Below are 20,406 nucleotides of genomic sequence, written 5' to 3'. Positions count from 1 at the left end.
CTTACAGCTCTCGGAGTTTCCACCGGAGCATCCGCGGCAGGTGTCCCAGGACCGCCGGAAACGAGAGGCCGAGCTGCCGTCTGAACGTCGCCTGGTCCCAATAGTCCCGCCACGTCGTGATACCCGCCTCGGACATCGTAAACAGCGAGACGGCGGGCAGTGCGAGCGACTCGCCGGTCGGGGGGACGTGTTCCAGCGGTTCCGCGAACGTCCCGTACAGCGTCGCCTGCACGGCGACAGTGCTGTCCTGACCCCCGATAACCCGCTCGCGCTCCCACCTGGCGTCGGGGAACACGTCGAAGAAGCCGACACACATCTCGTGGAACTCGTCTCTCGCGAGCGGTTCGTCCTGGAACGGGTCGGTAAAGGTCCCCTCGGCGGCCATCTCGGCGACGATACCGTCCGCGTCGTGGTCGTTGAACGCCTCGAACACCCGCTCCACATGCCGTACCCTCTCAGCCCGGGCCATGGCCGTACCCTACTCCGGGCGGGAGTGATAACCGCTTGCACTGCGCGAACGAGCGGGCCGGGAGCCGCCGTCGAATCGCGATAGCCTCGACGCTGGGACGCCTCGTCCGGCCGCTGGATCGGGGGTAAACTACACGAACCTGGACGATAGAAACTTGGGTACTAATGCCCGAGATTACCGTCACCGAGTCACAGCGTGAGCGTCTGGAGGCGATTCAGGAAGAGATAGAGGCGGCGTACATCGACACGTACGGCCACATCCGGACGACGGATGTCGTCCAGTATCTCCTCGACACGTACACGCCCCCCGAGCAGCAGGGCGACGTCGCCCACGAACGAATCGCCACAGCCGAGTTCGGGGCACTCCAGGCGGTCGCGACTGACGTCGAAGGGGTCCCCGGCAGCGGCATCGACGCCGAGACCATGCGGGGCGAGCTGCTCTCGACGCTGGGGGTCGGGGAGTTCGCGGCGCGACTCGCCGAGGTCGAGGGCGACGACGCGGCGAGCGCAGCCGAGAGCGAGGTGACGGAGAGTGGTGAGACCGACGAGTCGTCATCGGAGACACCGTCGGCGGCGGAGACGGACGCCGATAGCGATGCGGAGGAGGGCGCTGACGCGGGTGACGAGGCGGCGAGTGACGAGGCTGGAGACGGGACTGACGTGGGCGCGGAGACGGAGAGCGACGGGACCGATACGGGCACGGAGACGGAGAGCGGCGATAGTGGCGGCAGCACGTCGACCTCGGCAGCGGCCAGCGACGGACCGGGCGCGGTCCTCTCGGCTGCTAACCAGCTACTGACAGACCACGAGGACAAGTGGCGCGAGGGCGGGAGCGACTCGCCGTACGAGGTCGACCTGCCGGACGGGACGACGGAGACGGTCCGGACGAAAGACGACGTCAGAGGGCTCCTGTTCAAGCACTACTGAGCGGCGCCGGGCTAGTTCTCGCCCCAGTCGAGGGCCTCATCGAGGTCGTGCCGGGGCGGCGAACAGGCGAAGTCCCGGCAGGCGTACACCGTCGGTTCGCCGTCGGCGGCGTCGCGACCGGCCCATATCGGCGGTGCCTCCTCGAGGCCCAGGCCCTCGAGCCAGGACTGGAACGCGCCGTCGTCGTCGGGCCGCCAGGCCAGCAGTCGACGCGGGACGTACCGGTCGGCGAGCGTCTCGGTCCACTCGCCGGGCGGGTCGGCCGGGTCACAGACGAGCGTCAGTTCGAGCGACCCCCGCTCGTAGGTGTCCGTCGCGAGGGTGAGCGAGGCGTGCTGGAGCGGGTTCGCCGAGACCCGGTCGGCGTGGCTCCGGATGACCTGCTCGGCCACGTCGGCGAGGCGGTCGTCCTCGCCGAAGTGGGACAGTTCCAGCAGCAGGGAGACCGCGACGCCGGTGCTGGAGGGCGTGGACTGGTCGGTCAGCTCCTGCGGGCGGGCGACGAGCGCCTCGCCGCCGGTCGGGGTGAAATACAGCGTCCCCTCCTCGCTGTCCCAGAACGCCTCGACGATAGCGTCGGCCAGCTCCAGCGCGAACGCCAGATAGTCGACCTCGCCGGTGGCCTGATACAGGTCGACGGCGCCCCGACCGAGGAACGCGTAGTCCTCCAGATAGCCGTCGATAGCCACGTCGCCGTCCTTGAAGCGTCGCGAGAGCCGGTGCTCTCCCTCGTCCCAGAGGTGCTCGCGGACGAACGCCAGCGCGTCGGCGGCCACGTCGGCGTAGGCGTCGTCGAGCACCACGGCGCCCTCGGCCAGCGTCGATATCATCAGCCCGTTCCAGCCGGCCAGTATCTTCTCGTCGCGGGCGGGCCGCGGGCGCTCCTCGCGGGCCTCGAAGGCCTCGTTGAGGGCCGTCTCCAGCTTCTCGGTCAGCTCGGCCTCGCTCAGTTCGTACTCCTCGGCCAGGACCTCGACGGGCTTTCGCACGCCCAGGACGGTCGCGCCTTCGAAGTTGCCCCCGTCGCTGACGCCGAAGTACTCACATAAGATATCCGCCGCCTGCTCGTCCGCGACGGCGTCGTGGACCTGCTCGGGCGTCCAGACGTAGAAGGCGCCCTCTTCGGTGTCGGCGTCCTGGTCGCTCACGGGTGGCCTGCTCACTGCGTCCAGCGTGCTGAAGAAGCCCCCGTCCTCGTGCTGAAGTTCCCGCTGGACGAACTCGAACGTCTCCCGGACTACGGCGGCGTAGCGTTCGTTGCCGATGGCCTGATACCCCGCGAGGAAGGCCCGCGGAATCTCGGCGTTGTCGTACAGCATCTTCTCGAAGTGGGGCACCGCCCACTGCATGTCCGTCGAGTAGCGGTGGAAGCCGCCGCCGACGTGGTCGTACAGCCCGCGGTCGGCCATCGCGTTGAGGGTCTGTTCGACGACCGTGAGGTAGTCGTCGGACGGCCCGTCGCCGCCCTGTGGTCCGGCGAGCCCGCCGCCGCTCGGTCGCTCCCCGTCTGCGTGGGCCCGCAATAATGCGTGGAGACGACCGGTCTGGGGGAACTTCGGCCCGCCCGACCCCCAGCCGCCGTGGTCGCGGTCCGCACCGCGGTGGGCGACCGTCGCGGCCGTCCCGATGATGTTCTCGTCGGGGTCGCCGGGCTCGCCGACCGCTTCGAGGTCGCTCTCGATGGCGTCGGTCCACTGCTGGGCCCGGTTCTCCATCTCACTGCGCTGTTCGGGGTCCGACCAGGAGTTGGCGAGCCGGTCCAGGAGCTGGGCAAAGCCGGGACGGCCGTGTTTCTCCTCGGGCGGGAAGTACGTCCCGACGTAGAAGGGCTTCCCGTCGGGTGTGAGCCACGCGGAGAGGGGCCATCCGCCGCCGCCGGTCACCTGCTGGCAGATGCTCATGTAGACGCTGTCGAGGTCGGGCCGCTCCTCGCGGTCGACCTTGACCGGGACGAAGTTTTCGTTCAGGGTCTCGGCGACGGCCTCGTCCTGGAAGCTCTCCTCCTCCATGACGTGACACCAGTGACAGGCGGCGTAGCCGATAGAGAGGAAGATGGGGACGTCCCGTTCTTTCGCGGCCTGGAGGGCCTGCTCGTCCCACGGCTGCCAGTTGACTGGGTTGTCGGCGTGCTGGCGCAGATAGGGGCTCTCGGCCTCGTCGAGGCGGTTCCGCTCGGTGGGGTCGGCGCTGTCGCTCATGACTGTGCTTCGGCGGGCCGGCCTCAAAAGGAGTCGGTCATCGGGGCCGGCGAAAGGCAACATTTAGGCCGGTACCGACTGGGATATCGGGTATGACAGAGACAGTGCTGCTCGTGGGTGGCGGCGGCCGCGAACACGCCGTCGCGCGTGCGCTCGCAGACTCCGACGCCGACCTCTACGCCTGTGCGGGCAACCGAAACCCCGGTATCGTCGACCTCGCCGAGGGGTTCGAGACGCTGGAGACGACCAACCCGCAGGCCGTCACCGAGTACGCCGAGGACGTCGGCGCGACCCTCGCCGTCGTCGGCCCGGAGGCGCCGCTGGCGGCCGGCGTCGCCGACGCGCTCGACGAAGCGGGCGTCTACGCCTTCGGTCCGCAGGCCGACGAGGCCCGCATCGAGACGGATAAGGCCTTCCAGCGCCGGTTCATGGCCGAACACGACATCCCCGGCTGTCCGGACTTCGAGACGTTCGACGACATGGACGCCGCCTGCGACTACATCGACGAGTACGACGGCGATTTAGCGGTGAAGCCCGCCGGGCTGACCGGTGGCAAGGGCGTCCGCGTCATCGGTGACCAGTGTACCGCCGAGGAGGCAAAGGAGTACCTCCGCGAGTCGGAGTACGACCGCGTCGTCCTCGAAGAGCGCCTCGTCGGCGAGGAGTTCACCGTTCAGGCACTCGTCGCCAACGGCCAGCTCCGAGTCACGCCCGCCGTCCAGGATCACAAGCGCGCCTACGAGGGCGACGAGGGGCCAAACACAGGTGGGATGGGCAGCTACTCCGACGCCAGCCTGGAGCTGCCGTTCATGACCGAGGACGACTACGACGCCGCTGTCGACGTGCTTCGGGCCACCGTCGACGCTCTGGACGGCTACAAGGGCGTGCTGTACGGCCAGTTCATGCTGACCGAGACTGGTCCCCGCGTCGTGGAGTTCAACGCCCGCTTCGGTGACCCAGAAGCGATGAACACCCTGCCCGTGCTCAACACGGACTTCCTCGACGTGCTCGTCGCCGCCCGCGAGGAGCGGTCGATTCCCCAGCTCTCCTTCCAGCCCAAGGCGACGGTCTGTAAGTACGCCGTCCCCGACGGCTATCCGACCGACCCCGAGGCCGGCGCGAAAGTGACTATCGACGCCGAGAACGCCGGCGACGCGCTGCTGTTCTACGCTTCCGTCGACGACCGCGAGGACGGCATCTACACGACGACCTCTCGCTCGTATGCTGTCGTCGGTATCGCCGACACTATCAGCGAAGCCGAGGCCATCGCCGAGGGCGCCCTGGAGCGGGCCGGGACCGAGGGCCTGCGCGTGCGCCACGACATCGGCACGCCCGACCTCGTCCAGCAGCGCATCGACCACATGGACGAGATCCGGGACTAGGAAGAGTCGTTTCCGTTTTTGACGTTTTCACTAACGCAAGCCAAACCAGCGATAGCGTGACTGCTGACAGCCAGAAAGCCCCCGGACGCTCAGGGGCTGTGACTCGCTGCGGTCCTCGCTCACTACGTTCGCTGTGGTCCTTGCATCGTCTCGCTCCCTGAGCGTCCGGCCCCTTTCAGTCCCGCCCGTAGCCGGTTGACCAGCCGGCCTGGGTGGGACTGAAAGGGGCGGGTTGCTACACGAAGGCGGGCGATGTAAGCACTGGAGCGAACGAAGTGAGCGAAGGGCGCAACGAGCCCCCCGAGTGTAGCAACCCGGGGCTTTCTGGCTGTTTGGAACAATAGTTTCGGTGCCGGTAACGACAGTCCCTGCTTTTGCTAGCGAGGCGTTCAAGGGGGGCGCCGTCCAAGCGACAGGCGTGAGCGACGCGACAGAGCCGGACGAGTCAGCGACAGAGCGGCGCCACGACCGACTCCATCGCGTCGCGACGCCGGGGCCGCGTAACTCGCTGTTCCCGTGGCCGGACGGGAAAGGCCGGCTGCGGGTGATGCTCAACTACGTCGTCATTCTCGTCTGTCGGGTCTCCCCGAGTCTCAGGCTCAAGAACTACCTGTTGGGTCGTCTCGGGATGACCGTCGGCGAGGGCGTCGCCTGGGGGCTCGAATCGACGCCGGACGTGTTCTGGCCGGAGCTCATCACCGTCGAAGACGACGCCATCGTCGGCTACGACGCGACGCTGCTGTGTCACGAGTTCCTGCAAGCGGAGTACCGCACCGGCGAGGTCGTCGTCGGCGAGCGGGCGATGATTGGCGCGGGCGCTGTCGTCCTGCCGGGGGTCGAAATCGGCGCCGACGCCCAGGTCGCCGCGAACTCGCTGGTCGTCGAAGACGTGCCGGCCGGCGAGACAGTCGCCGGCGTTCCGGCCGAGCCGCTGGGCGCCGGTGACGGCGACGAGAACGGCGAGTAAACCGACGAAAACGAGCGCTGAGCGGGTCGACCGATTACTCGCGTACGCGGACGATACCCTCTGTCATCACTTGCTGGTTCGGGATGATGTGCTCTTTCCCGTCGGCCTCGACGCGCGTGACGAACATATCCACTTCCTGGACGATGCCGCGCTGGTCGCCGATGACGACCTCGTCACCGATGCTGTAGGGTTCGGTGAGCAACAGATAGAGCCCGGCGGCGGCGGCCGCCAGCAGGTCTTTCAGCGCCAGTCCGGTGAGAAAGACCAGCCCGAAGGCGTAGGCGGCAAGGAGGATGAGCAAGGCGAGCGTCGCGACGCCCAGCTGGCCGAGTGCGACGAGGACAGCGAGATAGAAGATGCTGTATTTGACGATTTCCGGGACCACGCCCGCCTCGGGGAGCTTGACACTGCGGAGGCGCTCGGAGACGACCAGCTTCGCCTTGTCGCCTGCGATGAGGCCGATGATGATGGCGAAGACGGCGATAAAGAGGTTCGGGAGGAAGGCGGTAAAGCGGGTCCAGTAGGCCTCGGGCTGGACGAGCTGGGCGATGTTCAGGGCGACGGTGATGGCGATGATGTAGACGAACAGCGCGGCCAGATTCGAGATGATGCCGACCGTCGAGGTGCCCAGGCTGCGGGCGGTCCGCTCGAAGGGGGTCCCCTCGACGGTCTCCGGGACGCCGAGTTCCGCCATGAACTGGCGGGCGGCCCGCCAGACGATGAAGCCGGCGAGCAGGCCGACACCCAGAATCACGAGCGAGACGACGAAGGTCCCCTGGGGCGAGAACAGCGTCCGGATGAGGTCGGGCCAGTCCTGAATCGACTGCATCGTCAGTACTCCTCTGGGTCGATCTCCAGAACGAGTTCCCCGCCTTTGAACGCCCGAACCAGCCCGTCACTCTCCGAGAGGACGATCGCCGTCGCGTTCGTGTCGCGGGTGATGGCCCCACCGGCCATGTGTCGGGCGCCCAGCCCCTTCGGGATGTCCACGCCCTCCGCGGAGGGTTCGAGATAGCGGTAGGCCGACACTAGCTTCCCGGCGTCGGAGATGACGAATGCGCCATCCAGCCGGGAGAACTCCTTGAGCATCACGTTGACGATGGGGTCGCCGACGTGGACGTGGGACTTCTCGAAGGGGTTGTACGAGAGGGGCCGTGACTTGTTCATCACCTTGCCGGCGTCGCCGACGACGAAGAGGGCGCCGACTGGCTTGCCCTTCTGGCCTTTCTTCCCGAGCTCGACGGCCACCTCGAAGACGTCCCTGACGACGCCGGGTTCGGCCCGCGAGTTGACGAAGAGGTCGTAGACGCCCGACGGCGAGAACTCGTTTGTCTGGATGCGCGTGACGGCGTTGGCCGTCCCGTTCATGAAGTCGCTAACGCAGGCCACCTCGTCGCCTTCTTCGATGAGTTCCTGCTCCAGGGCGCCCTCGATGCCAAAGCGGATGCGTCCCTCCAGGTCCGTGAAGTCTATCGGGAGTTGCACGAACTCGTCGGCGTCGACGGCGTTCTCCGGTCCCACCACGACCACAGTGCCGTCGGCCTCTCTGAGCGTCTCGTAGTTGCTCGAACTCGGCGAGAAGAGAAAGACGGCGTCGATATCTGCGACCAGTCCCTCGACCAGGTCGCGCAACTCGTTCATTGTCCGTATCACGACGGCAAACAGGAAAAAACCTTATGGGCGGTCAGCCGTCCGTCGGCGTTCCGTCTGACAGATTACGGCCGATCCCAGACCGATTAGTCGGCCAGCAGTTCGTCGAAGGCACCGCTTTCCGGGTGGGCGTGACAGTAGGTCCCGACCGTGGCGTATTCGGTCAGGCCGTCGTGTTCGCCGTCGATTCCCTCGCCCCGCTCGACGTCGAAGGCGAAGGTGGCGTCGCCGTCGACGGACGCGGCGGAGTAGTGGAACTCGTGGCCCCGCCGACGGCGCCCCGCTGGTGTGACCGGCGAGTCCCGGCGAGCGCGCAGTTCCACGTGGTCCAGCGCCTGGTAGCGCTCGCGCATCTCGACGGTTGCCGGGAGGACGCCGGCCATCCCGTAGGTCGTTCCTTCGACGGTCGTCAGCGACTCTGAGAGCGCCATCAGCCCGCCACACTCCCCGTAGACCGGGAGTCCGTCGGCCGCCCGGGCCGCGAGTTCGTCGAGCGTCGCGGAGTCCGACAGCGTCTCGGCGTGCAGTTCCGGGTAGCCGCCGGGGAGGTAGACGGCGTCGGCGTCGGGCACCGGGTCACCGGAGAGCGGCGAGAACGGGTCGACGGCGCCGTCGAAGCGCTCCCGCAGGCTCGGATACCGGAAACAGAACGCGGCGTCACTGGCGACAGCGAGCGTGCGTCCGGAGTCGGTGGGTTCGAGCGGTCGCTCGGGCGAGGCTGCCGGCGGCTCGCGGGCGAGCTCGGCGATGGCATCGGCGTCGATAGTCTCGGCCGCCTCGTCGAGGGCCGCTTCGTCGACCGGCGACTCGGCGCCCATCTCCAGACCGAGGTGCCGGTCGGGAATCTCCAGGTCCGGCGTGGGCGGCACGCGTCCGAGATACGTGATATCGTCGGGCAGCGCCTCGCGGATGCCGTCGGCGTGGCGCCCCCGTGGGCGCGCTGGGCGACGACGCCGGCGACGTCGATGTCGACGCCGGCGTGGGCGGCGTACTGCTGGAAGCCAAGCGCCGTCGCGCCGACGCTCTGCATCCCCGCTTTGGCGTCGACCACCAGGACGACCGGGAGGTCGAGCACCTCGGCCACGCGGGCCGTCGAGACCTTCGTCCCGTCGTAGAGCCCCATCATCCCCTCGACGACACAGACGTCGCCTTCGCCCCGCCAGTAGGTCCGTCGGGTGCCCTCCTCGCCGGCCAGCCAGGGGTCCAGCGACCGCGAAGGGGTGCCCGCGACGGCGGTGTGGTGGCTCGGGTCGATGAAGTCCGGCCCGGCCTTCGCGGGCTGGGGGTCGTAGCCCGCCGCGTCCAGTGCTCGCATGGTCGCCATCGCCGCGACGGTCTTGCCGACGCCCGACGATGTCCCGCCCAGCACGACTCCCTTCATCGGGACGCACCGCCGGTGGTCGTCGTGTCGGCCGCGTGCTCACCCAGCAGGTCGTCGTACACCACTGCGAAGCGCTCGCGGACGTCGGCCATCGGTATCCCGGCGCGGTCGGCCATCGCCAGCGCCCCGCCCATACCGACGCCCTCCTTGGCCTCCCCGGCGACGAACCGCTCCATGGCGACGTGGTCGCTCGCGTCGAAGCCGGGGTCGGTGACGGTCAGGTCGAGGGCCAGCTCGCCGGCGCTCGCCCTGAGGTCCGCCGTCCGGTCGTCGGCGACGTAGCTCGTCGTCGCCAGTCCGAGCCGCCCCTCGTAGCCGGTGTGCCGTACCAGGGCCGCCACGGCGAGTTGCTGTGTGCCGCCGGCCAGTGTCACCGCCGTGTCGGTCTCGAGGGCACCGGTCGTGAGTCCGGCGAGCGTCGCAAGCACCGGGTCACCCATCCGCCGAACCGCTCGCTTGGGTTCACCCGCGGCGTCGCCCGGTTCCATCGAACTCGCTTCGAGCCCCTCGCGGACGGCCGCCTCCTTTCGCTCGATTGGGTTCTCGGGCAGCGACGAGGAGACCATCGCGTCCTCGCCCAGGGCCCGCAACACGCCCAGTGCCGTCGTCGTCCCGCCGGGGATGGTCTCGGCCAGCCAGAGCTCGTTCGTCGGGAGTCGACGGCCGAACTGCCGGGCCGCCTCGAAGGCGCCATACGCAGTCGGAACCGGGTCCTGCTCGCCGATGTCCCGGCCGACGCCCGCCCCGACCGAGACCGTTGGTGCACCCGTCGGCTCGGCAAGCCCGCCGTCGACGACCGTCAGCTCGACGTCCAGGAGTTCTCGAACCGCTCGTGTCACCAGCGCCGGCGTGGGACAGCCGCTCGGACTCACCGGCACCGTCTCTGTCCGGACCGGCCGTCCGTACGCGAGCAGTTCCGCGTCGGCCGCGGGCGTCGTCGCCAGCAGGTCAGCGTCAGCGCCAGCGGCGCTGATACCCGTTCGTCGCGCCGTCTCCGTCGTCCCGGCGACCAGGACGAACCGTGTCGCCTCCGGGGACCGTGTCATACTAGGTTGGACTACTGCAACCGGACTTTAACGCTCCGGTCGGGCTAGGAGGCAGTTTTAGTTCCAGGGGCCGCCGGTCGCTCCGCTCGCTAAACGGGTGCGGAAGGCACAGCCAAACCGAACATGACCAGGCGCTCGCCGTGTCGAGAGATTCAAGAGCGTCGGGGGCGGGTGTGGGAGTAAGATGCGGCACGACCACATCATCAGCGCCAAACAGCTGTCGCGGGCCGACATCGAGGCGGTGCTCGACCACGCGGCCGACATCGCGGCGGACCCGGAGGCCTACGCCGAGCGGCACGCCGGCACACTGCTGGGGCTGCTCTTTTTCGAACCCAGCACGCGCACCAAGATGAGCTTCACCACGGCGATGAAGCGACTGGGCGGGGACATCGTCGACATGGGGTCGGTGGAGTCCTCCAGCGTCAAGAAGGGTGAGTCCCTGGCCGATACGGTGCGAGTCGTCGAGGGATACGCCGACGCGCTGGTCCTGCGCCACCCGATGGAAGGGTCCTCGAAGATGGCCAGCGAGTTCGTCGACGTCCCGCTGGTCAACGCCGGCGACGGCGCCGGCCAACATCCCACCCAGACGCTCCTGGACCTCTACACGATACGGGAGAACGCCGGCTTCGACGACCTCAGTATCGGTATCATGGGCGACCTGAAGTACGGCCGCACCGTCCACTCGCTGGCCCACGCGCTGACCAACGTCGACGCCCACCAGCACTTCATCAGCCCCGAGTCCCTGCAGCTGCCCCGCTCCGTTCGGTACGACCTCCACCAGGAGGGTGCCGAAGTGCGTGAACACACCGAGCTGGACGAGGTGCTTCCGGAACTCGACGTGCTCTACGTGACCCGCATTCAGCGCGAGCGGTTCCCCGACGAGAGCGAGTACCGCGAGGTCGCCGGGCAGTACCAGATAGACAGCGAGACCTTAGCGGCCGCGAAGGACGACCTGACCGTGATGCATCCGCTGCCCCGCGTCGACGAAATCGCCCACGACATCGACGATACCGAGTACGCGACCTACTTCGAGCAGGCCCACAACGGGGTCCCCGTCAGGATGGCGCTGCTCGATATGCTTCTGGAGGCAAACGAATGACCGACGACGACCAGCAACTCCGCGTCTCGAAGATACGCAACGGCACCGTCATCGACCACATCACGGGCGGCCAGGCGCTGAACGTCCTCGCCATTCTGGGCATCGACGGCACCAGCGGCGACTCCGTCTCAGTCGCGATGAACATGCCCTCCGACCGCCTCGGGAAGAAAGACATCGTGAAAGTCGAGGGCAAGGAGCTCTCCCAGAACGAGGTCGACGTCCTCTCGCTCATCGCGCCCGCAGCCTCTATCAACATTGTCCGGGACTTCGAGGTCGTCGAGAAGGCCCGCGTCGAGCGCCCCTCGATGGTCGAAGGGGTCCTCGAATGTCCGAACCACAACTGCATCTCGACGGAGGACGAACCGGTCAAGTCCCGTTTCGCCGTCGTCGACGACGGGGTGCGGTGTGAGTACTGCGAGACGATTATCCGGGATAACCTGCCGGCCCACATCCTCGCGGAGTAGGGGTCCGCTCGTCTACTTCCGCTGACGGTCGCGCTCTGGTATCGACGCCGGTCAGCGACCGCTCCCGGACAGCGCCGTCGACGTAGTACCTGCAGGTATCCCCGACAGTTTTGCTCCACGGGGCCGCTGTCGGGCGTATGAGCGACCACGAGGACCACGCCCCCGACGACCACCACACACACGACGAAGACGACGTCTCCATCGCCGTCGTGACCGTCTCCTGCTCGCGTACGCTCGAGGACGACCCCGGCGGGGACGTCATCGAAACGGCGCTCGTCGACGCCGGTCACGACGTAGCTGACCGACTGCTCGTCACCGACGACCGGGTCGCCATCGCCGACGCGGTGACGGGCGCCCTCGAGGCGGGCGCCGACGTGGTGGTGACGACCGGCGGCACCGGGTTGACGGCCGACGACGTGACCGTCGACGCCGTCGGCCCGCTGTTCGACCGCGAGATTCCCGGCTTCGGGGAGCTGTTCCGCTACGTCTCATTCGAGGAAGTCGGCCCGATGGCGATGGCCTCGCGGGCCACCGCCGGCGTCGTCGCCGACCGGCTGGTCTTCTGTCTGCCTGGCAGCGAGAACGCCGCGCGCACCGGGAGCGAGCAGTTGGTCGCCCCCGCTGTGGGCCACCTGCTGGGGCTCGTCAGGCGGTAAGAACCCGCAGCGTTTTGGGGGCGGTCGCGGTAGGCCGACGCATGACTGAAGAGTTCACACACGTCGACGAGGACGGCGACGCCCAGATGGTCGACGTCGGCGAGAAGGCCGATACACAGCGTCGGGCGGTCGCCCGGGGAGAGATTCGCCTCTCGGCGGCCACGCTCGAGGCGATTTCTGAGGACAACATCGGCAAAGGCGACGTGCTGACGACGGCTCGCATCGGCGCCATCCAGGCGGTAAAGCACACCTGGGAGACGATTCCGATGTGCCACCAGATTCCCATCACGAATGTCGAGACGGACTTTGCGGTCGGGGACGACGCCGTCGAATGCACCGTCGCCGTCGAGACGGTCGGCAAGACTGGCTGCGAGATGGAGGCCCTGGAGGGCGTGACGACGGGGCTGAACGTCGTCTGGGACATGGTGAAAGCAAGCGAGAAAGACGGCGACGGGCAGTACCCGACGGCGGCTATCGAGGACGTACGCGTCGTCGAGAAGACGAAGTCGGCGCTGGGCGAGTAGCCCGACGGCGAGCGCCTAGCTCTCGGTCGCGCTCGCGTCTTCGGTCGCCGTCTCGGTCATAGTCGCGTCCTCGGCGGTGTACTCGTCGTCACCGTACAGCACCTTGGTGCCCGAGGCGACCGGCTGGATGATGTAGCCGTTGGGGCCGCGCTTGACCGGCGTGAAGTCGGCGATGAAACTGGTCGTCTCCTCCTCCCGAATCTCGAACGCCGCGTTGAACTTCAGCGGCGCTTCGCCGGGCGTGTCGACTGTCGTCTCGCTCCCGTCGGTGAGCGTCCCCTCGACGCCGCTTACGTCGAGCTGCAGGTACTCGTAGTCGCCCGTCTCGACTTCGGTCTCGTCTATGAGCTGGGTGTTCGACCCCTGGAGCTCCACCAGGTCGGCTTCCTGGGCCTCCTCGAACTCGATGTAGCGGCGACCGTCGTCGTCGGTACTGTCCTCGGTGGTCGTCTCCGGCGTCTCCTCAGTCGACTCGGTTCCGCCTTCGGCCGGCTTTATCCAGATGCCCTGCAGCGTCACGACACAGGATTCGAAGTCGTCGATGTCAGCCGGCTGGTCGGTGACGCTCGTCGAGAGCGTCCCGTAGGTCTTCTCGCTGTCTCCGCTCGTCGAGCCGCTACAGCCGGCGACCAGGCCAGCTATTGTGGCGACCCCTGCTGTCTGTAGATACTGTCGTCGGTTCACAACTGATACATCGGCCAGGCGGGCAAGTGCTTGGTGGCCGACGTGGTGGTTGTTTCCCGAGCGGAAACACCTACGTGGGACGGCCAGCAAAACAGTCGTATGCAGGTCCTGGGGATTGTGGGCGACTCCGACAGCGGGAAGACGACGTTGGTCGAACGGCTCGTCGAGCGCTGTGACGGCCGAATCGCTACCGTGAAGCACTGTACAGACTCGCCGGATATCGACACCGAAGGGAAAGACACTGCCCGGCACCGGGCAGCCGGCGCCGCACAGACCGTTGCGCTGACCGACGACGGCGAGTGGTTCGCCACTGGCGAGTCACGCTCGCTGACCGACACGCTCGAGGCGCTGGCGCCCGACTACGACTACGCCTTCCTCGAGGGGTACAGCGACGCCTCGCTCCCGAAGGTCGTCCTGGGCGAGCGCGAGGCCGCCGATCCGGTGCTCTCCCGGTTCGACAGCGGCGAGGTCGCGGACCTCGAGGCCATACTGGCGACCCTCGACGAGCGGGACCCGTACGTCACGCTTTCGACGCTCGTCGAGTCGGTCAAGCGCTCACCCGACGAAGACCGAGCGGGGGCTATCGCCACCTTCACCGGCCGCGTGCGGGCGAGAGACGGGCCCGAGGATCCGCCGACGGAGTTCCTGGAGTTCGAGCGCTACGACGGGGTCGCCCAGGAGCGCATGGCAACGCTGCGGCGTGAACTGGAAGCTCGCGACGGCGTCCACGCCGTCCGGCTCCACCACAAGACCGGCGTCGTCGAGGCCGGGGAGGATATCGTCTTCGTGGTCGTCCTGGCCGGCCACCGCGGGGAGGCCTTCGCGGCGGTCCAGGACGGTATCAACCGACTGAAAGAGGAGGTCCCGCTGTTCAAGAAAGAAGTGACCGTCGACGAGGAGTTCTGGGCCCACGAGCGGGAGTGTTAGGCCCCACACTCGCTATCAGTCTGGCGCCACACCACTGCCGGAGACGGACGCTTTGGTATCTGTGTTCCCGGTAGGCGACGAGACGGTAGTCATCCGGTTCCAAACGCTGTCTGTTGCTTCGAGCCCGGTCAGAAGCGGCGTCTGCGGGGGCCCCCGAAATTTATAACCTAGTAGTATAACTAGGTTATCGATGACACAGCTCCAGGCGGCTCGCAACGGAACAGTGACCGGAGCGATGGAACGCGTGGCCGAGCGGGAGAACGTCGAGACGGCGTTCGTCCGCGAGCAGGTCGCCGACGGACAGGCGGTCATCCCGGCGAACGTCGGCCACGACTCGCTCGACCCGATGATTATCGGCCGGGAGTTCGGCACGAAGGTCAACGCCAACATCGGGAACAGCGAGGAGACGAGCGACCTCGAGGGCGAACTGGCAAAGCTCCACACTGCGGTTCACTACGGCGCCGACACCGTGATGGACCTCTCGACCGGGAGCGACCTCGACGCTATCCGCGAAGCCAACATCGAACACTCGCCGGTCCCCATCGGGACGGTCCCCATCTACGAAGCGGTCAAGCGGGTCGAGGAACCGTCCGACATCACCCACGAGCTCCTGCTCGACGTCATCGAGAAGCAGGCCAGACAGGGGGTCGATTACATGACCATCCACGCCGGCGTTCTAATGGAACATCTCCCGCTGACGGACGGCCGAAAGACGGGTATCGTCTCGCGCGGCGGGTCGATTCTGGCTCAGTGGATTGAGGAAAACGGGATGGAGAATCCCCTGTATACGGAGTTCGACGAGATATGCGGCATCTTCGCCGACTACGACGTCACGTTCAGCCTCGGCGACGGACTGCGGCCGGGGTCGCTGGCCGATGCCGGTGACGAGGCGCAGTACGCCGAACTCGACACGCTCGGGGAACTGACCCGGACCGCCTGGGACCGCGGTGTGCAGGTGATGGTCGAGGGGCCGGGTCACGTCCCGATGGACCAGGTCGCCGAGCAGGTCGAGCGCCAGCAGCGCGTCTGTGACGGCGCGCCGTTCTACGTGCTGGGGCCGCTGGTGACCGATATCGCGCCCGGATACGACCACATCACGAGCGCTATCGGGGCGACCGAAGCCGCCCGGGCCGGCGCCGCCATGCTCTGTTACGTTACTCCCAAGGAGCATCTCGGACTGCCCGAGCAGGACGACGTTCGGGACGGGCTGGCGGCCTACCGTATCGCTGCGCATTCGGCCGATGTCGCGAACGGTCGCGAGGGCGCCCGCGCGTGGGACGACGCGCTCTCGGAGGCCCGCTACGCCTTCGACTGGCGCGAGCAGTTCGACCTGGCGCTGGACCCCGAGCGCGCCAAGTCGTACCACGACCAGACCCTCCCCGGTGATAACTACAAGGAGGCCCGCTTTTGCTCGATGTGTGGCGTCGACTTCTGTTCGATGCGTATCGACCAGGACGCCCGCGAAGACGGCGAGATGGCCGATATCGAGACGGCGGGAGACGAGCGCACCGACGCCGGCGACTCGCCCGCCGCCGAGGTGAACCGGCCGCCGGTCGGCACGCACGACGGCGCGTCGATACCACCTGGTGCGGTCGGGGACGACGGTTAAACTCAACGCTCCGATAGTTCTTTATGAGGCGGTTGCCTACGACGAAACGATGTCAAAGAAGATACTCCTCCTGCTCACGGTTGTCGCCGCTATCGGCGCGGCGTACGTCGTCAAGAAGTAACGCGGCTCCTGCCGTCGTATCGTATCCAACCACCCTTTTCAGAACGCTTACCCGACCGACCGGCCTAGCCGTGGGCATGTACGGCGTCGTCACGCGAAACGAGGAGGAGACGGAGTGGTCGGAGTTCGACCGGGCGTTCTACGAGGTCAAAGACGTCACCGGGCGGGCGACCGAGCCCGTTGAGGGGGCGGTGAACATGGTTTCGTGTTTCGGCGACAACGCCGTCGAGGGCGAGGAGGAACTGCTCGCGTTCGACGACGAGGGAACCGCTGCGACACGAAACGAACCCTACTTCGACTGGACCTACGTCTGTCCGACCCACGACCGCTACCGGGAGGGGCTGCTCGACATCGTCGAGGAGGCCGCCGAGGTAAACGGCGACGTCCGTCTCGACGACGTCGGCTTCCCGCGCGAGGAGTACTGCCACTGCGACCGCTGCGAGCGACGCTTCGCCGACAGCGACTTCGACGACTGGGGGGCCTGGCGGACCCAGGTCATGACCGACTTCGTCGCGGCGGCCCGCGAGCGGGTCCCCGGGGACCTCTATCTGACACTCTACCCGGACCCGTATCCGGGCCATCTCGAGGCCCGCACCGGCGTCGCCGTCGACGACATCGAACCCTACGTCGACGAGTTCGTCGTCCCCATCTACGATATGGCCTACTCGACGACCTACTGGCTGGAGATACTCGCGAAGGGGTTCCGCGACCGCCTCTCGACGCCCTTCAGCATCGAGCTGTACGCCGTCGACGTCGATATCGACGACCTCGCCAAAGCGACCGAGGTGGCCGCGGAGTACGGCCACTCGGTGCTCTTTGGCTACGACGCTAGCAACGCCCGGGCGACGGTTCGCCGGCTCGGTGCGGACGCCCGCGAGGGACAGTCCTTCGGCCCGGACTAAAGGCCCGGCAGTCGCCACGTGGCTTTTTACGTCCGTGCGTCGAACTTTCAGGTATGCGACAACGAATCAACCGCGCGCTCAGCCGTGCCAAGTACGCAGCCACCGGCGGGGCCGTCGGTGGCGCCGTCGGCGGACTCCTCAGCCCGAAGCTCGCGAGCACGTGTGCCGGCATCGGGGCCCTGGTCGGTGCGATGGTCGGCGAGAAGTGGGCCGACGCCGAGCCGGTGGTAGAGCGGGCCAAAGAGTCCGCGAAGGCGAAAGCCGGCGACAAACTGGGCGCGACCGAGTGAGCGCCGCCGGGTGTCTGCTCGACACTCTAGTCCCGGTCGAACCGCCGCTCGCGCCAGCGCAGAATCTCCTCGCGGTCTCGCGTATCCTCCGGGAGCTCGTCGAACCAGCGAGCCTCGCTGATCTCGCCGTCCGGGTCCCGGACGTCTATCTCGGTCGTTTCGGCGCGGGCCTCGAACACCGGGAGCAGTCCCCAGGTGTTGTTGTTCTCGCAGTAAAACTCCACGCGCCCGAGCATCCCCAGCCCCTCGATGCGGGCCTCGATACCGCTCTCCTCGGCGAGCTCCCGGAGGGCGGCCTCCCTGAACGACTCGCCGGGATCGAGTTCGCCGCCGGGCAACACCCACCGACCGACGCCGTCGTGGCGCACCAGCAGGAGCTCGCCGGTGGGACGGTAGGGAAGCGTGTGCGCGCCGAAGGGGGCGCCGTGGTCCCGGGCGTCCTCGGCGACGGTGCGAAAGCGGGGGCGCTTGACTCGCCGGTGGCGCGTAAACTCCAAGAACTCGTCGTACTGCTCTCCCAGTTCGTGGTAGGTCTGTTCGGCCTGCTGACTGGCCACGTCGGCGAGATACCACAGTTCGTCGACGGTGGTCATCTGTCTCCGAGCGGACCGTGGTGGCTATCGCACGCGGACAGCGGGGGGCGAGACGGACCAATCATGGAGGGCGGTACGCGAGAGAATCACTATAACCCTTCGACACACCGACTTCCCGCTGTCCGGAGGCCCGCCCGATGAATCAGTCCCTTTTTGAGCAGCCATCGAGTATCGGCGGGTATGGCATTCGAAGAAGACGACGAGGTTATTCTCCACGACGAGCACAGCGACTACGACGGCGAGACTGGGACCATCACGCAGGTCGTCGACACGATGTTCGGCGACGCCAACTACACGGTCTCCTTCGAGGACGGCCAGGAGCAGGGCGTCCCCGAGGACAACCTCGAAGCTAGCGAGGAGTAAGGTGCCGTCGGTTCCGTTCCACTACGTCGACCTTCGGGCGTTTTGCTACGCCACCGAGGACGACAAACGCGTCGAGGCAGCGCTCCGGACCTATCTCCCCGAGGAGTACCCCATCGAGCGCGCCGAGAGCGAGGGCCACTACGGCGACCGTATCGTGGTCCTCTCTGCCCGCGTCGAGAACGCAGACGAGGTTCGCCACGTCCTCTCGCAGGTGGCGACACTCGATGACATCGACGACGTGCGGGCGGAACTTGACGACCGCGTCGACGAGAACTGCTCGTTTTTCCTCACGCTCGACAAACAGGCCGCCTTCGGCGGCGAGGTCCGGCGGGGCGACGGTATCACGTTCCGCGCGAAGGTGGAGGCCTATCCCGCCAAACGCGAGAACGCGGTCGAGAACGCCCGGGACCTGCTGGCCGAACTGTGATGTACGAGGCGGTCCACGCACGGCCTGACGGGCCGAGCACCCTCGCTCGACAGGTCGAGACCGCCGCCGACTACGGCTTCGACGGCGTTGTCGTCCGGAACCACGGCAACGAGGGACAGCCCGACAATATCGCGGCTGTCCGGGAGGCGGTCGACGTGGACGTGGTCGACGGCGTCGAGATTCGAGCCGACGACCCCGCACAGGCCAGCGGCCTCGTGGGTAACTACCGCTCGAAACGGACGCTCGTCGTCGTCCACGGCGGCGACAGCGCGATCAACCGCTTCGCCGTCGAGAACCCCGCCGTCGACGTGCTCGCCCACCCGATGGCGGGCGACGGCGATTTCAACCACGTGCTGGCCACGGCCGCTGCCGACAACGACGTCCGCGTCGAGTTCACTCTCCGCCCTGTCATCCAGGGCGAGGGCGGCAGCCGTGTCCGCCGGCTGCGTGGCCTCCGGAAACTCCGTGAGCTCGTCGCCGACGCCGACGCGCCCTTCGTCGTCAGCGCCGACCCGCGGAGCCACCTGGAGTTTCGCGCGCCGCGGGAGCTGGCCGCGCTGGGCGAGGCAATCGGGTTCGACCCCGACGATATCCGCTCCGGGCTGGCCGAGTGGGGCCGCCTGGCCGACCGCAACCGCGAGCGGATGGGTGACTCGTACGTCGAGCCCGGGGTCCGACTGGACGATTCGTGATGATTTCCTGAAACCTCCTACCTTTATTTACCATGAGGGCCACAAAGCTAATATATGGCAAACACGAGCCCGAAGTTCGGCGGTCTCGTGGTCGCCTCGCTTGCGGGCGTGGTGGGCACAAAGTACCTATTGGGGGGCGCACTGGCGTCGGTCGATGCGACGTCACTCAGTTCGGTTCTGGTCCTGGATTCCGTCCCGGTGACGTTCGCGGTCGGGACTATCCTGGGACTCGTCACCGGGGCGCTGGTCAGTGCGTTCGTCCTGTCCCGACAGATGACTATCGCCGTCTTCCTCGGCGTCATCGCGCTCAGCGCCCCCGCGCTTCGGGCCGCTGACCCCGTCATTGTCGTCGAGAGCCTCGGGATGGTTCTGTCTGTCCTGTATCTGCTCGTCCGGAGTCCGGTCGAGCGGATAGAACCGTCCAACATCGACGAGTCCGACAGTGCCAGTCGACACGGGTCGACACTCCGGTGATCGCAACGAGACGGCGATGACATCCGTTTTCACTCCGGCCCGCTAACGCGAGGTATGGACGCTGACTGCGGGGGTGTTTCCCCGTGAAACATCTGCCGAAACATCTCCAGCCCCGCTGGCGCTATCTCGCCGTCGCTATCGAGACGTGGCCCGACGCCGACCTGAACCGGCGAAGTTTCCAGCGTGAGGTGTGGTACGCGACCCAGAACCTGCTTGGCGACACTGGCAGCGCCGACGCGGACATGACCGTCCTTCGCTTTACCCACGAGGACGGTGTCGGCCACGCTATCGTCCGGGTCCGACGCGGCCACACCGAGGCCGCCCGCGCGGCGCTCGCCTGTCTGGACAGCGTCGACGGCGCGCCCGTGGGTCTCAGTGTCACCGGCACCAGCGGCACCGTGCGCGCGTGTGAGGAAAAATATATACGCGGCCCGGCAAAAGGGCCGGAACAGAGACAGGTCGTGTTCGAGACCCGAGACCGGCGTGCGGTCGCCCGCGACGGGCGGGTGGACGTAGCGACCGACGACGGGTTCGTCGGCGCGACAGACCTCGACATCTAACAC

The 20,406-nt window shown here is 67.2% G+C and carries 24 protein-coding genes and 1 pseudogene; 17 read left to right on the top strand and 8 right to left on the bottom strand.

Translation table 11 applies throughout. The features are described from left to right. Position 1: 1 nt before the first annotated feature. Complete coding sequence (locus P1K32_RS02590; protein ID WP_276251162.1) at positions 2-442, bottom strand: ester cyclase; 441 nt, start codon at positions 440-442, stop codon at positions 2-4. Between the two features lie 191 nt (positions 443-633). On the opposite strand from P1K32_RS02590, the gene P1K32_RS02585 reads away from it, so the two are divergent. Then, positions 634-1,395 (top strand): hypothetical protein, encoded by a 762-nt coding sequence (locus P1K32_RS02585; RefSeq protein ID WP_276251161.1) that lies wholly within the window; start codon positions 634-636, stop codon positions 1,393-1,395. Between the two features lie 11 nt (positions 1,396-1,406). Here P1K32_RS02585 and P1K32_RS02580 read toward each other — a convergent pair whose 3' ends face one another. Next, positions 1,407-3,593, bottom strand: a complete 2,187-nt coding sequence (locus P1K32_RS02580) for a thioredoxin domain-containing protein (RefSeq protein WP_276251160.1) — start codon at positions 3,591-3,593, stop codon at positions 1,407-1,409. A gap of 92 nt (positions 3,594-3,685) precedes the next feature. Here P1K32_RS02580 and purD point away from each other — a divergent pair, with 92 nt between their 5' ends. Beyond that, a complete protein-coding gene (gene purD, locus P1K32_RS02575) occupies positions 3,686-4,975 on the top strand; it encodes a phosphoribosylamine--glycine ligase (protein ID WP_276251159.1) in 1,290 nt (429 codons plus the stop codon). Positions 4,976-5,393: 418 nt separating this feature from the next. After that, the gene (locus P1K32_RS02570) at positions 5,394-5,942 is read left to right on the top strand and encodes an acyltransferase (RefSeq protein WP_276251158.1); all 549 of its coding nucleotides are present in this window, start codon (positions 5,394-5,396) and stop codon (positions 5,940-5,942) included. A gap of 34 nt (positions 5,943-5,976) precedes the next feature. On the opposite strand, the gene P1K32_RS02565 is transcribed toward P1K32_RS02570, so the two are convergent. The 4 genes and pseudogenes from P1K32_RS02565 to cobT form a co-directional block, all read right to left on the bottom strand. Further along, positions 5,977-6,771 carry a mechanosensitive ion channel domain-containing protein gene (locus P1K32_RS02565; protein ID WP_276251157.1) on the bottom strand — a complete coding sequence of 265 codons (795 nt, stop codon included), beginning with the start codon at positions 6,769-6,771 and terminating at the stop codon, positions 5,977-5,979. 2 nt (positions 6,772-6,773) lie between these two features. Next, positions 6,774-7,583, bottom strand: coding sequence for a diadenylate cyclase DacZ (gene dacZ, locus P1K32_RS02560; RefSeq protein WP_276251156.1), 810 nt, complete (start codon positions 7,581-7,583; stop codon positions 6,774-6,776). A 95-nt stretch (positions 7,584-7,678) separates the two neighbouring features. Further along, positions 7,679-8,973: pseudogene (locus P1K32_RS02555) on the bottom strand (cobyrinic acid a,c-diamide synthase). Then, entirely contained in the window at positions 8,970-10,019 is a 1,050-nt protein-coding gene (cobT, locus tag P1K32_RS02550; protein ID WP_276251155.1) for a nicotinate mononucleotide-dependent phosphoribosyltransferase CobT, read from the bottom strand. Before cobT ends, P1K32_RS02555 begins: the two are co-directional and overlap by 4 nt. A 184-nt stretch (positions 10,020-10,203) precedes the next feature. On the opposite strand from cobT, the gene pyrB reads away from it, so the two are divergent. The 4 genes from pyrB (at position 10,204) to moaC (ending at position 12,762) form a co-directional block, all read left to right on the top strand. Continuing rightward, a complete protein-coding gene (pyrB, locus tag P1K32_RS02545; protein ID WP_276251154.1) occupies positions 10,204-11,118 on the top strand; it encodes an aspartate carbamoyltransferase in 915 nt (304 codons plus the stop codon). Further along, positions 11,115-11,582, top strand: coding sequence for an aspartate carbamoyltransferase regulatory subunit (gene pyrI / locus P1K32_RS02540; protein WP_220586962.1), 468 nt, complete (start codon positions 11,115-11,117; stop codon positions 11,580-11,582). The genes pyrB and pyrI overlap by 4 nt, the downstream gene beginning before the upstream one ends. 137 nt (positions 11,583-11,719) lie before the next feature. Further along, a complete protein-coding gene (locus P1K32_RS02535; RefSeq protein ID WP_276251153.1) occupies positions 11,720-12,238 on the top strand; it encodes a MogA/MoaB family molybdenum cofactor biosynthesis protein in 519 nt (172 codons plus the stop codon). A 41-nt stretch (positions 12,239-12,279) separates the two neighbouring features. Then, on the top strand, positions 12,280-12,762 hold the full coding sequence (gene moaC, locus P1K32_RS02530; RefSeq protein ID WP_276251152.1) for a cyclic pyranopterin monophosphate synthase MoaC: 483 nt from the start codon (positions 12,280-12,282) through the stop codon (positions 12,760-12,762). A gap of 15 nt (positions 12,763-12,777) precedes the next feature. On the opposite strand, the gene P1K32_RS02525 is transcribed toward moaC, so the two are convergent. Beyond that, positions 12,778-13,446, bottom strand: coding sequence for a DUF4382 domain-containing protein (locus P1K32_RS02525; protein ID WP_276251151.1), 669 nt, complete (start codon positions 13,444-13,446; stop codon positions 12,778-12,780). 99 nt (positions 13,447-13,545) lie between these two features. Here P1K32_RS02525 and P1K32_RS02520 point away from each other — a divergent pair, with 99 nt between their 5' ends. From P1K32_RS02520 to P1K32_RS02500, 5 genes are all read left to right on the top strand, one after another. Beyond that, positions 13,546-14,373, top strand: a complete 828-nt coding sequence (locus P1K32_RS02520; RefSeq protein WP_276251150.1) for a molybdopterin synthase — start codon at positions 13,546-13,548, stop codon at positions 14,371-14,373. Between the two features lie 190 nt (positions 14,374-14,563). After that, positions 14,564-15,982, top strand: a complete 1,419-nt coding sequence (gene thiC / locus P1K32_RS02515; RefSeq protein ID WP_276251149.1) for a phosphomethylpyrimidine synthase ThiC — start codon at positions 14,564-14,566, stop codon at positions 15,980-15,982. Beyond that, positions 15,960-16,103, top strand: coding sequence for a hypothetical protein (locus P1K32_RS02510; RefSeq protein WP_276251148.1), 144 nt, complete (start codon positions 15,960-15,962; stop codon positions 16,101-16,103). The genes thiC and P1K32_RS02510 overlap by 23 nt, the downstream gene beginning before the upstream one ends. Before the next feature lie 76 nt (positions 16,104-16,179). Then, positions 16,180-17,004: a hypothetical protein gene (locus tag P1K32_RS02505; protein ID WP_276251147.1), complete on the top strand. Its 825-nt coding sequence runs from the start codon at positions 16,180-16,182 to the stop codon at positions 17,002-17,004. A gap of 53 nt (positions 17,005-17,057) precedes the next feature. Further along, a complete protein-coding gene (locus tag P1K32_RS02500; protein WP_276251146.1) occupies positions 17,058-17,294 on the top strand; it encodes a hypothetical protein in 237 nt (78 codons plus the stop codon). A gap of 26 nt (positions 17,295-17,320) precedes the next feature. Here the strand turns inward: P1K32_RS02500 and P1K32_RS02495 are convergent, their stop codons facing one another. Then, positions 17,321-17,887, bottom strand: a complete 567-nt coding sequence (locus P1K32_RS02495) for an NUDIX hydrolase (protein WP_276251145.1) — start codon at positions 17,885-17,887, stop codon at positions 17,321-17,323. A 180-nt stretch (positions 17,888-18,067) separates the two neighbouring features. Here P1K32_RS02495 and P1K32_RS02490 point away from each other — a divergent pair, with 180 nt between their 5' ends. The 5 genes from P1K32_RS02490 to P1K32_RS02470 all read left to right on the top strand — a co-directional run bounded on the left by P1K32_RS02490 (position 18,068) and on the right by P1K32_RS02470 (position 20,403). Further along, positions 18,068-18,250, top strand: coding sequence for a DUF1918 domain-containing protein (locus P1K32_RS02490; RefSeq protein ID WP_276251144.1), 183 nt, complete (start codon positions 18,068-18,070; stop codon positions 18,248-18,250). A gap of 1 nt (position 18,251) precedes the next feature. After that, positions 18,252-18,677 carry an RNA-binding protein gene (locus P1K32_RS02485; protein ID WP_276251143.1) on the top strand — a complete coding sequence of 142 codons (426 nt, stop codon included), beginning with the start codon at positions 18,252-18,254 and terminating at the stop codon, positions 18,675-18,677. Continuing rightward, positions 18,677-19,369 carry an RNase P subunit p30 family protein gene (locus tag P1K32_RS02480; RefSeq protein WP_276251142.1) on the top strand — a complete coding sequence of 231 codons (693 nt, stop codon included), beginning with the start codon at positions 18,677-18,679 and terminating at the stop codon, positions 19,367-19,369. The genes P1K32_RS02485 and P1K32_RS02480 overlap by 1 nt, the downstream gene beginning before the upstream one ends. A 54-nt stretch (positions 19,370-19,423) precedes the next feature. Continuing rightward, positions 19,424-19,843, top strand: coding sequence for a hypothetical protein (locus tag P1K32_RS02475; protein WP_276251141.1), 420 nt, complete (start codon positions 19,424-19,426; stop codon positions 19,841-19,843). An 83-nt stretch (positions 19,844-19,926) separates the two neighbouring features. Further along, positions 19,927-20,403: an Rpp14/Pop5 family protein gene (locus P1K32_RS02470; RefSeq protein ID WP_276251140.1), complete on the top strand. Its 477-nt coding sequence runs from the start codon at positions 19,927-19,929 to the stop codon at positions 20,401-20,403. The last annotated feature ends 3 nt before the right edge of the window (positions 20,404-20,406 follow it).

Origin of the sequence: Haloarcula rara (genome assembly GCF_029338235.1) — an archaeon.
GTDB lineage: Archaea > Halobacteriota > Halobacteria > Halobacteriales > Haloarculaceae > Haloarcula > Haloarcula rara.
The sequence above is the reverse complement of the archived record's forward strand: the minus strand, read 5'-3'. Positions and strand labels throughout refer to the sequence as shown.

Excerpts from the sequence above, each read along its gene's own strand:
- P1K32_RS02480 (WP_276251142.1), top strand. The coding sequence starts at position 18,677 with ATGTACGAGGCGGTCCACGCACGGCCTGACGGGCCGAGCACCCTCGCT.
- thiC (WP_276251149.1), top strand. The coding sequence starts at position 14,564 with ATGACACAGCTCCAGGCGGCTCGCAACGGAACAGTGACCGGAGCGATG.
- dacZ (WP_276251156.1), bottom strand. The coding sequence starts at position 7,583 with ATGAACGAGTTGCGCGACCTGGTCGAGGGACTGGTCGCAGATATCGAC.
- P1K32_RS02475 (WP_276251141.1), top strand. The coding sequence starts at position 19,424 with ATGGCAAACACGAGCCCGAAGTTCGGCGGTCTCGTGGTCGCCTCGCTT.
- P1K32_RS02505 (WP_276251147.1), top strand. The coding sequence starts at position 16,180 with ATGTACGGCGTCGTCACGCGAAACGAGGAGGAGACGGAGTGGTCGGAG.
- pyrB (WP_276251154.1), top strand. The coding sequence starts at position 10,204 with ATGCGGCACGACCACATCATCAGCGCCAAACAGCTGTCGCGGGCCGAC.
- P1K32_RS02535 (WP_276251153.1), top strand. The coding sequence starts at position 11,720 with ATGAGCGACCACGAGGACCACGCCCCCGACGACCACCACACACACGAC.
- P1K32_RS02500 (WP_276251146.1), top strand. The coding sequence starts at position 17,058 with ATGCGACAACGAATCAACCGCGCGCTCAGCCGTGCCAAGTACGCAGCC.
- P1K32_RS02520 (WP_276251150.1), top strand. The coding sequence starts at position 13,546 with ATGCAGGTCCTGGGGATTGTGGGCGACTCCGACAGCGGGAAGACGACG.
- P1K32_RS02580 (WP_276251160.1), bottom strand. The coding sequence starts at position 3,593 with ATGAGCGACAGCGCCGACCCCACCGAGCGGAACCGCCTCGACGAGGCC.
- moaC (WP_276251152.1), top strand. The coding sequence starts at position 12,280 with ATGACTGAAGAGTTCACACACGTCGACGAGGACGGCGACGCCCAGATG.
- purD (WP_276251159.1), top strand. The coding sequence starts at position 3,686 with ATGACAGAGACAGTGCTGCTCGTGGGTGGCGGCGGCCGCGAACACGCC.
- P1K32_RS02565 (WP_276251157.1), bottom strand. The coding sequence starts at position 6,771 with ATGCAGTCGATTCAGGACTGGCCCGACCTCATCCGGACGCTGTTCTCG.
- P1K32_RS02495 (WP_276251145.1), bottom strand. The coding sequence starts at position 17,887 with ATGACCACCGTCGACGAACTGTGGTATCTCGCCGACGTGGCCAGTCAG.
- cobT (WP_276251155.1), bottom strand. The coding sequence starts at position 10,019 with ATGACACGGTCCCCGGAGGCGACACGGTTCGTCCTGGTCGCCGGGACG.
- pyrI (WP_220586962.1), top strand. The coding sequence starts at position 11,115 with ATGACCGACGACGACCAGCAACTCCGCGTCTCGAAGATACGCAACGGC.
- P1K32_RS02585 (WP_276251161.1), top strand. The coding sequence starts at position 634 with ATGCCCGAGATTACCGTCACCGAGTCACAGCGTGAGCGTCTGGAGGCG.
- P1K32_RS02490 (WP_276251144.1), top strand. The coding sequence starts at position 18,068 with ATGGCATTCGAAGAAGACGACGAGGTTATTCTCCACGACGAGCACAGC.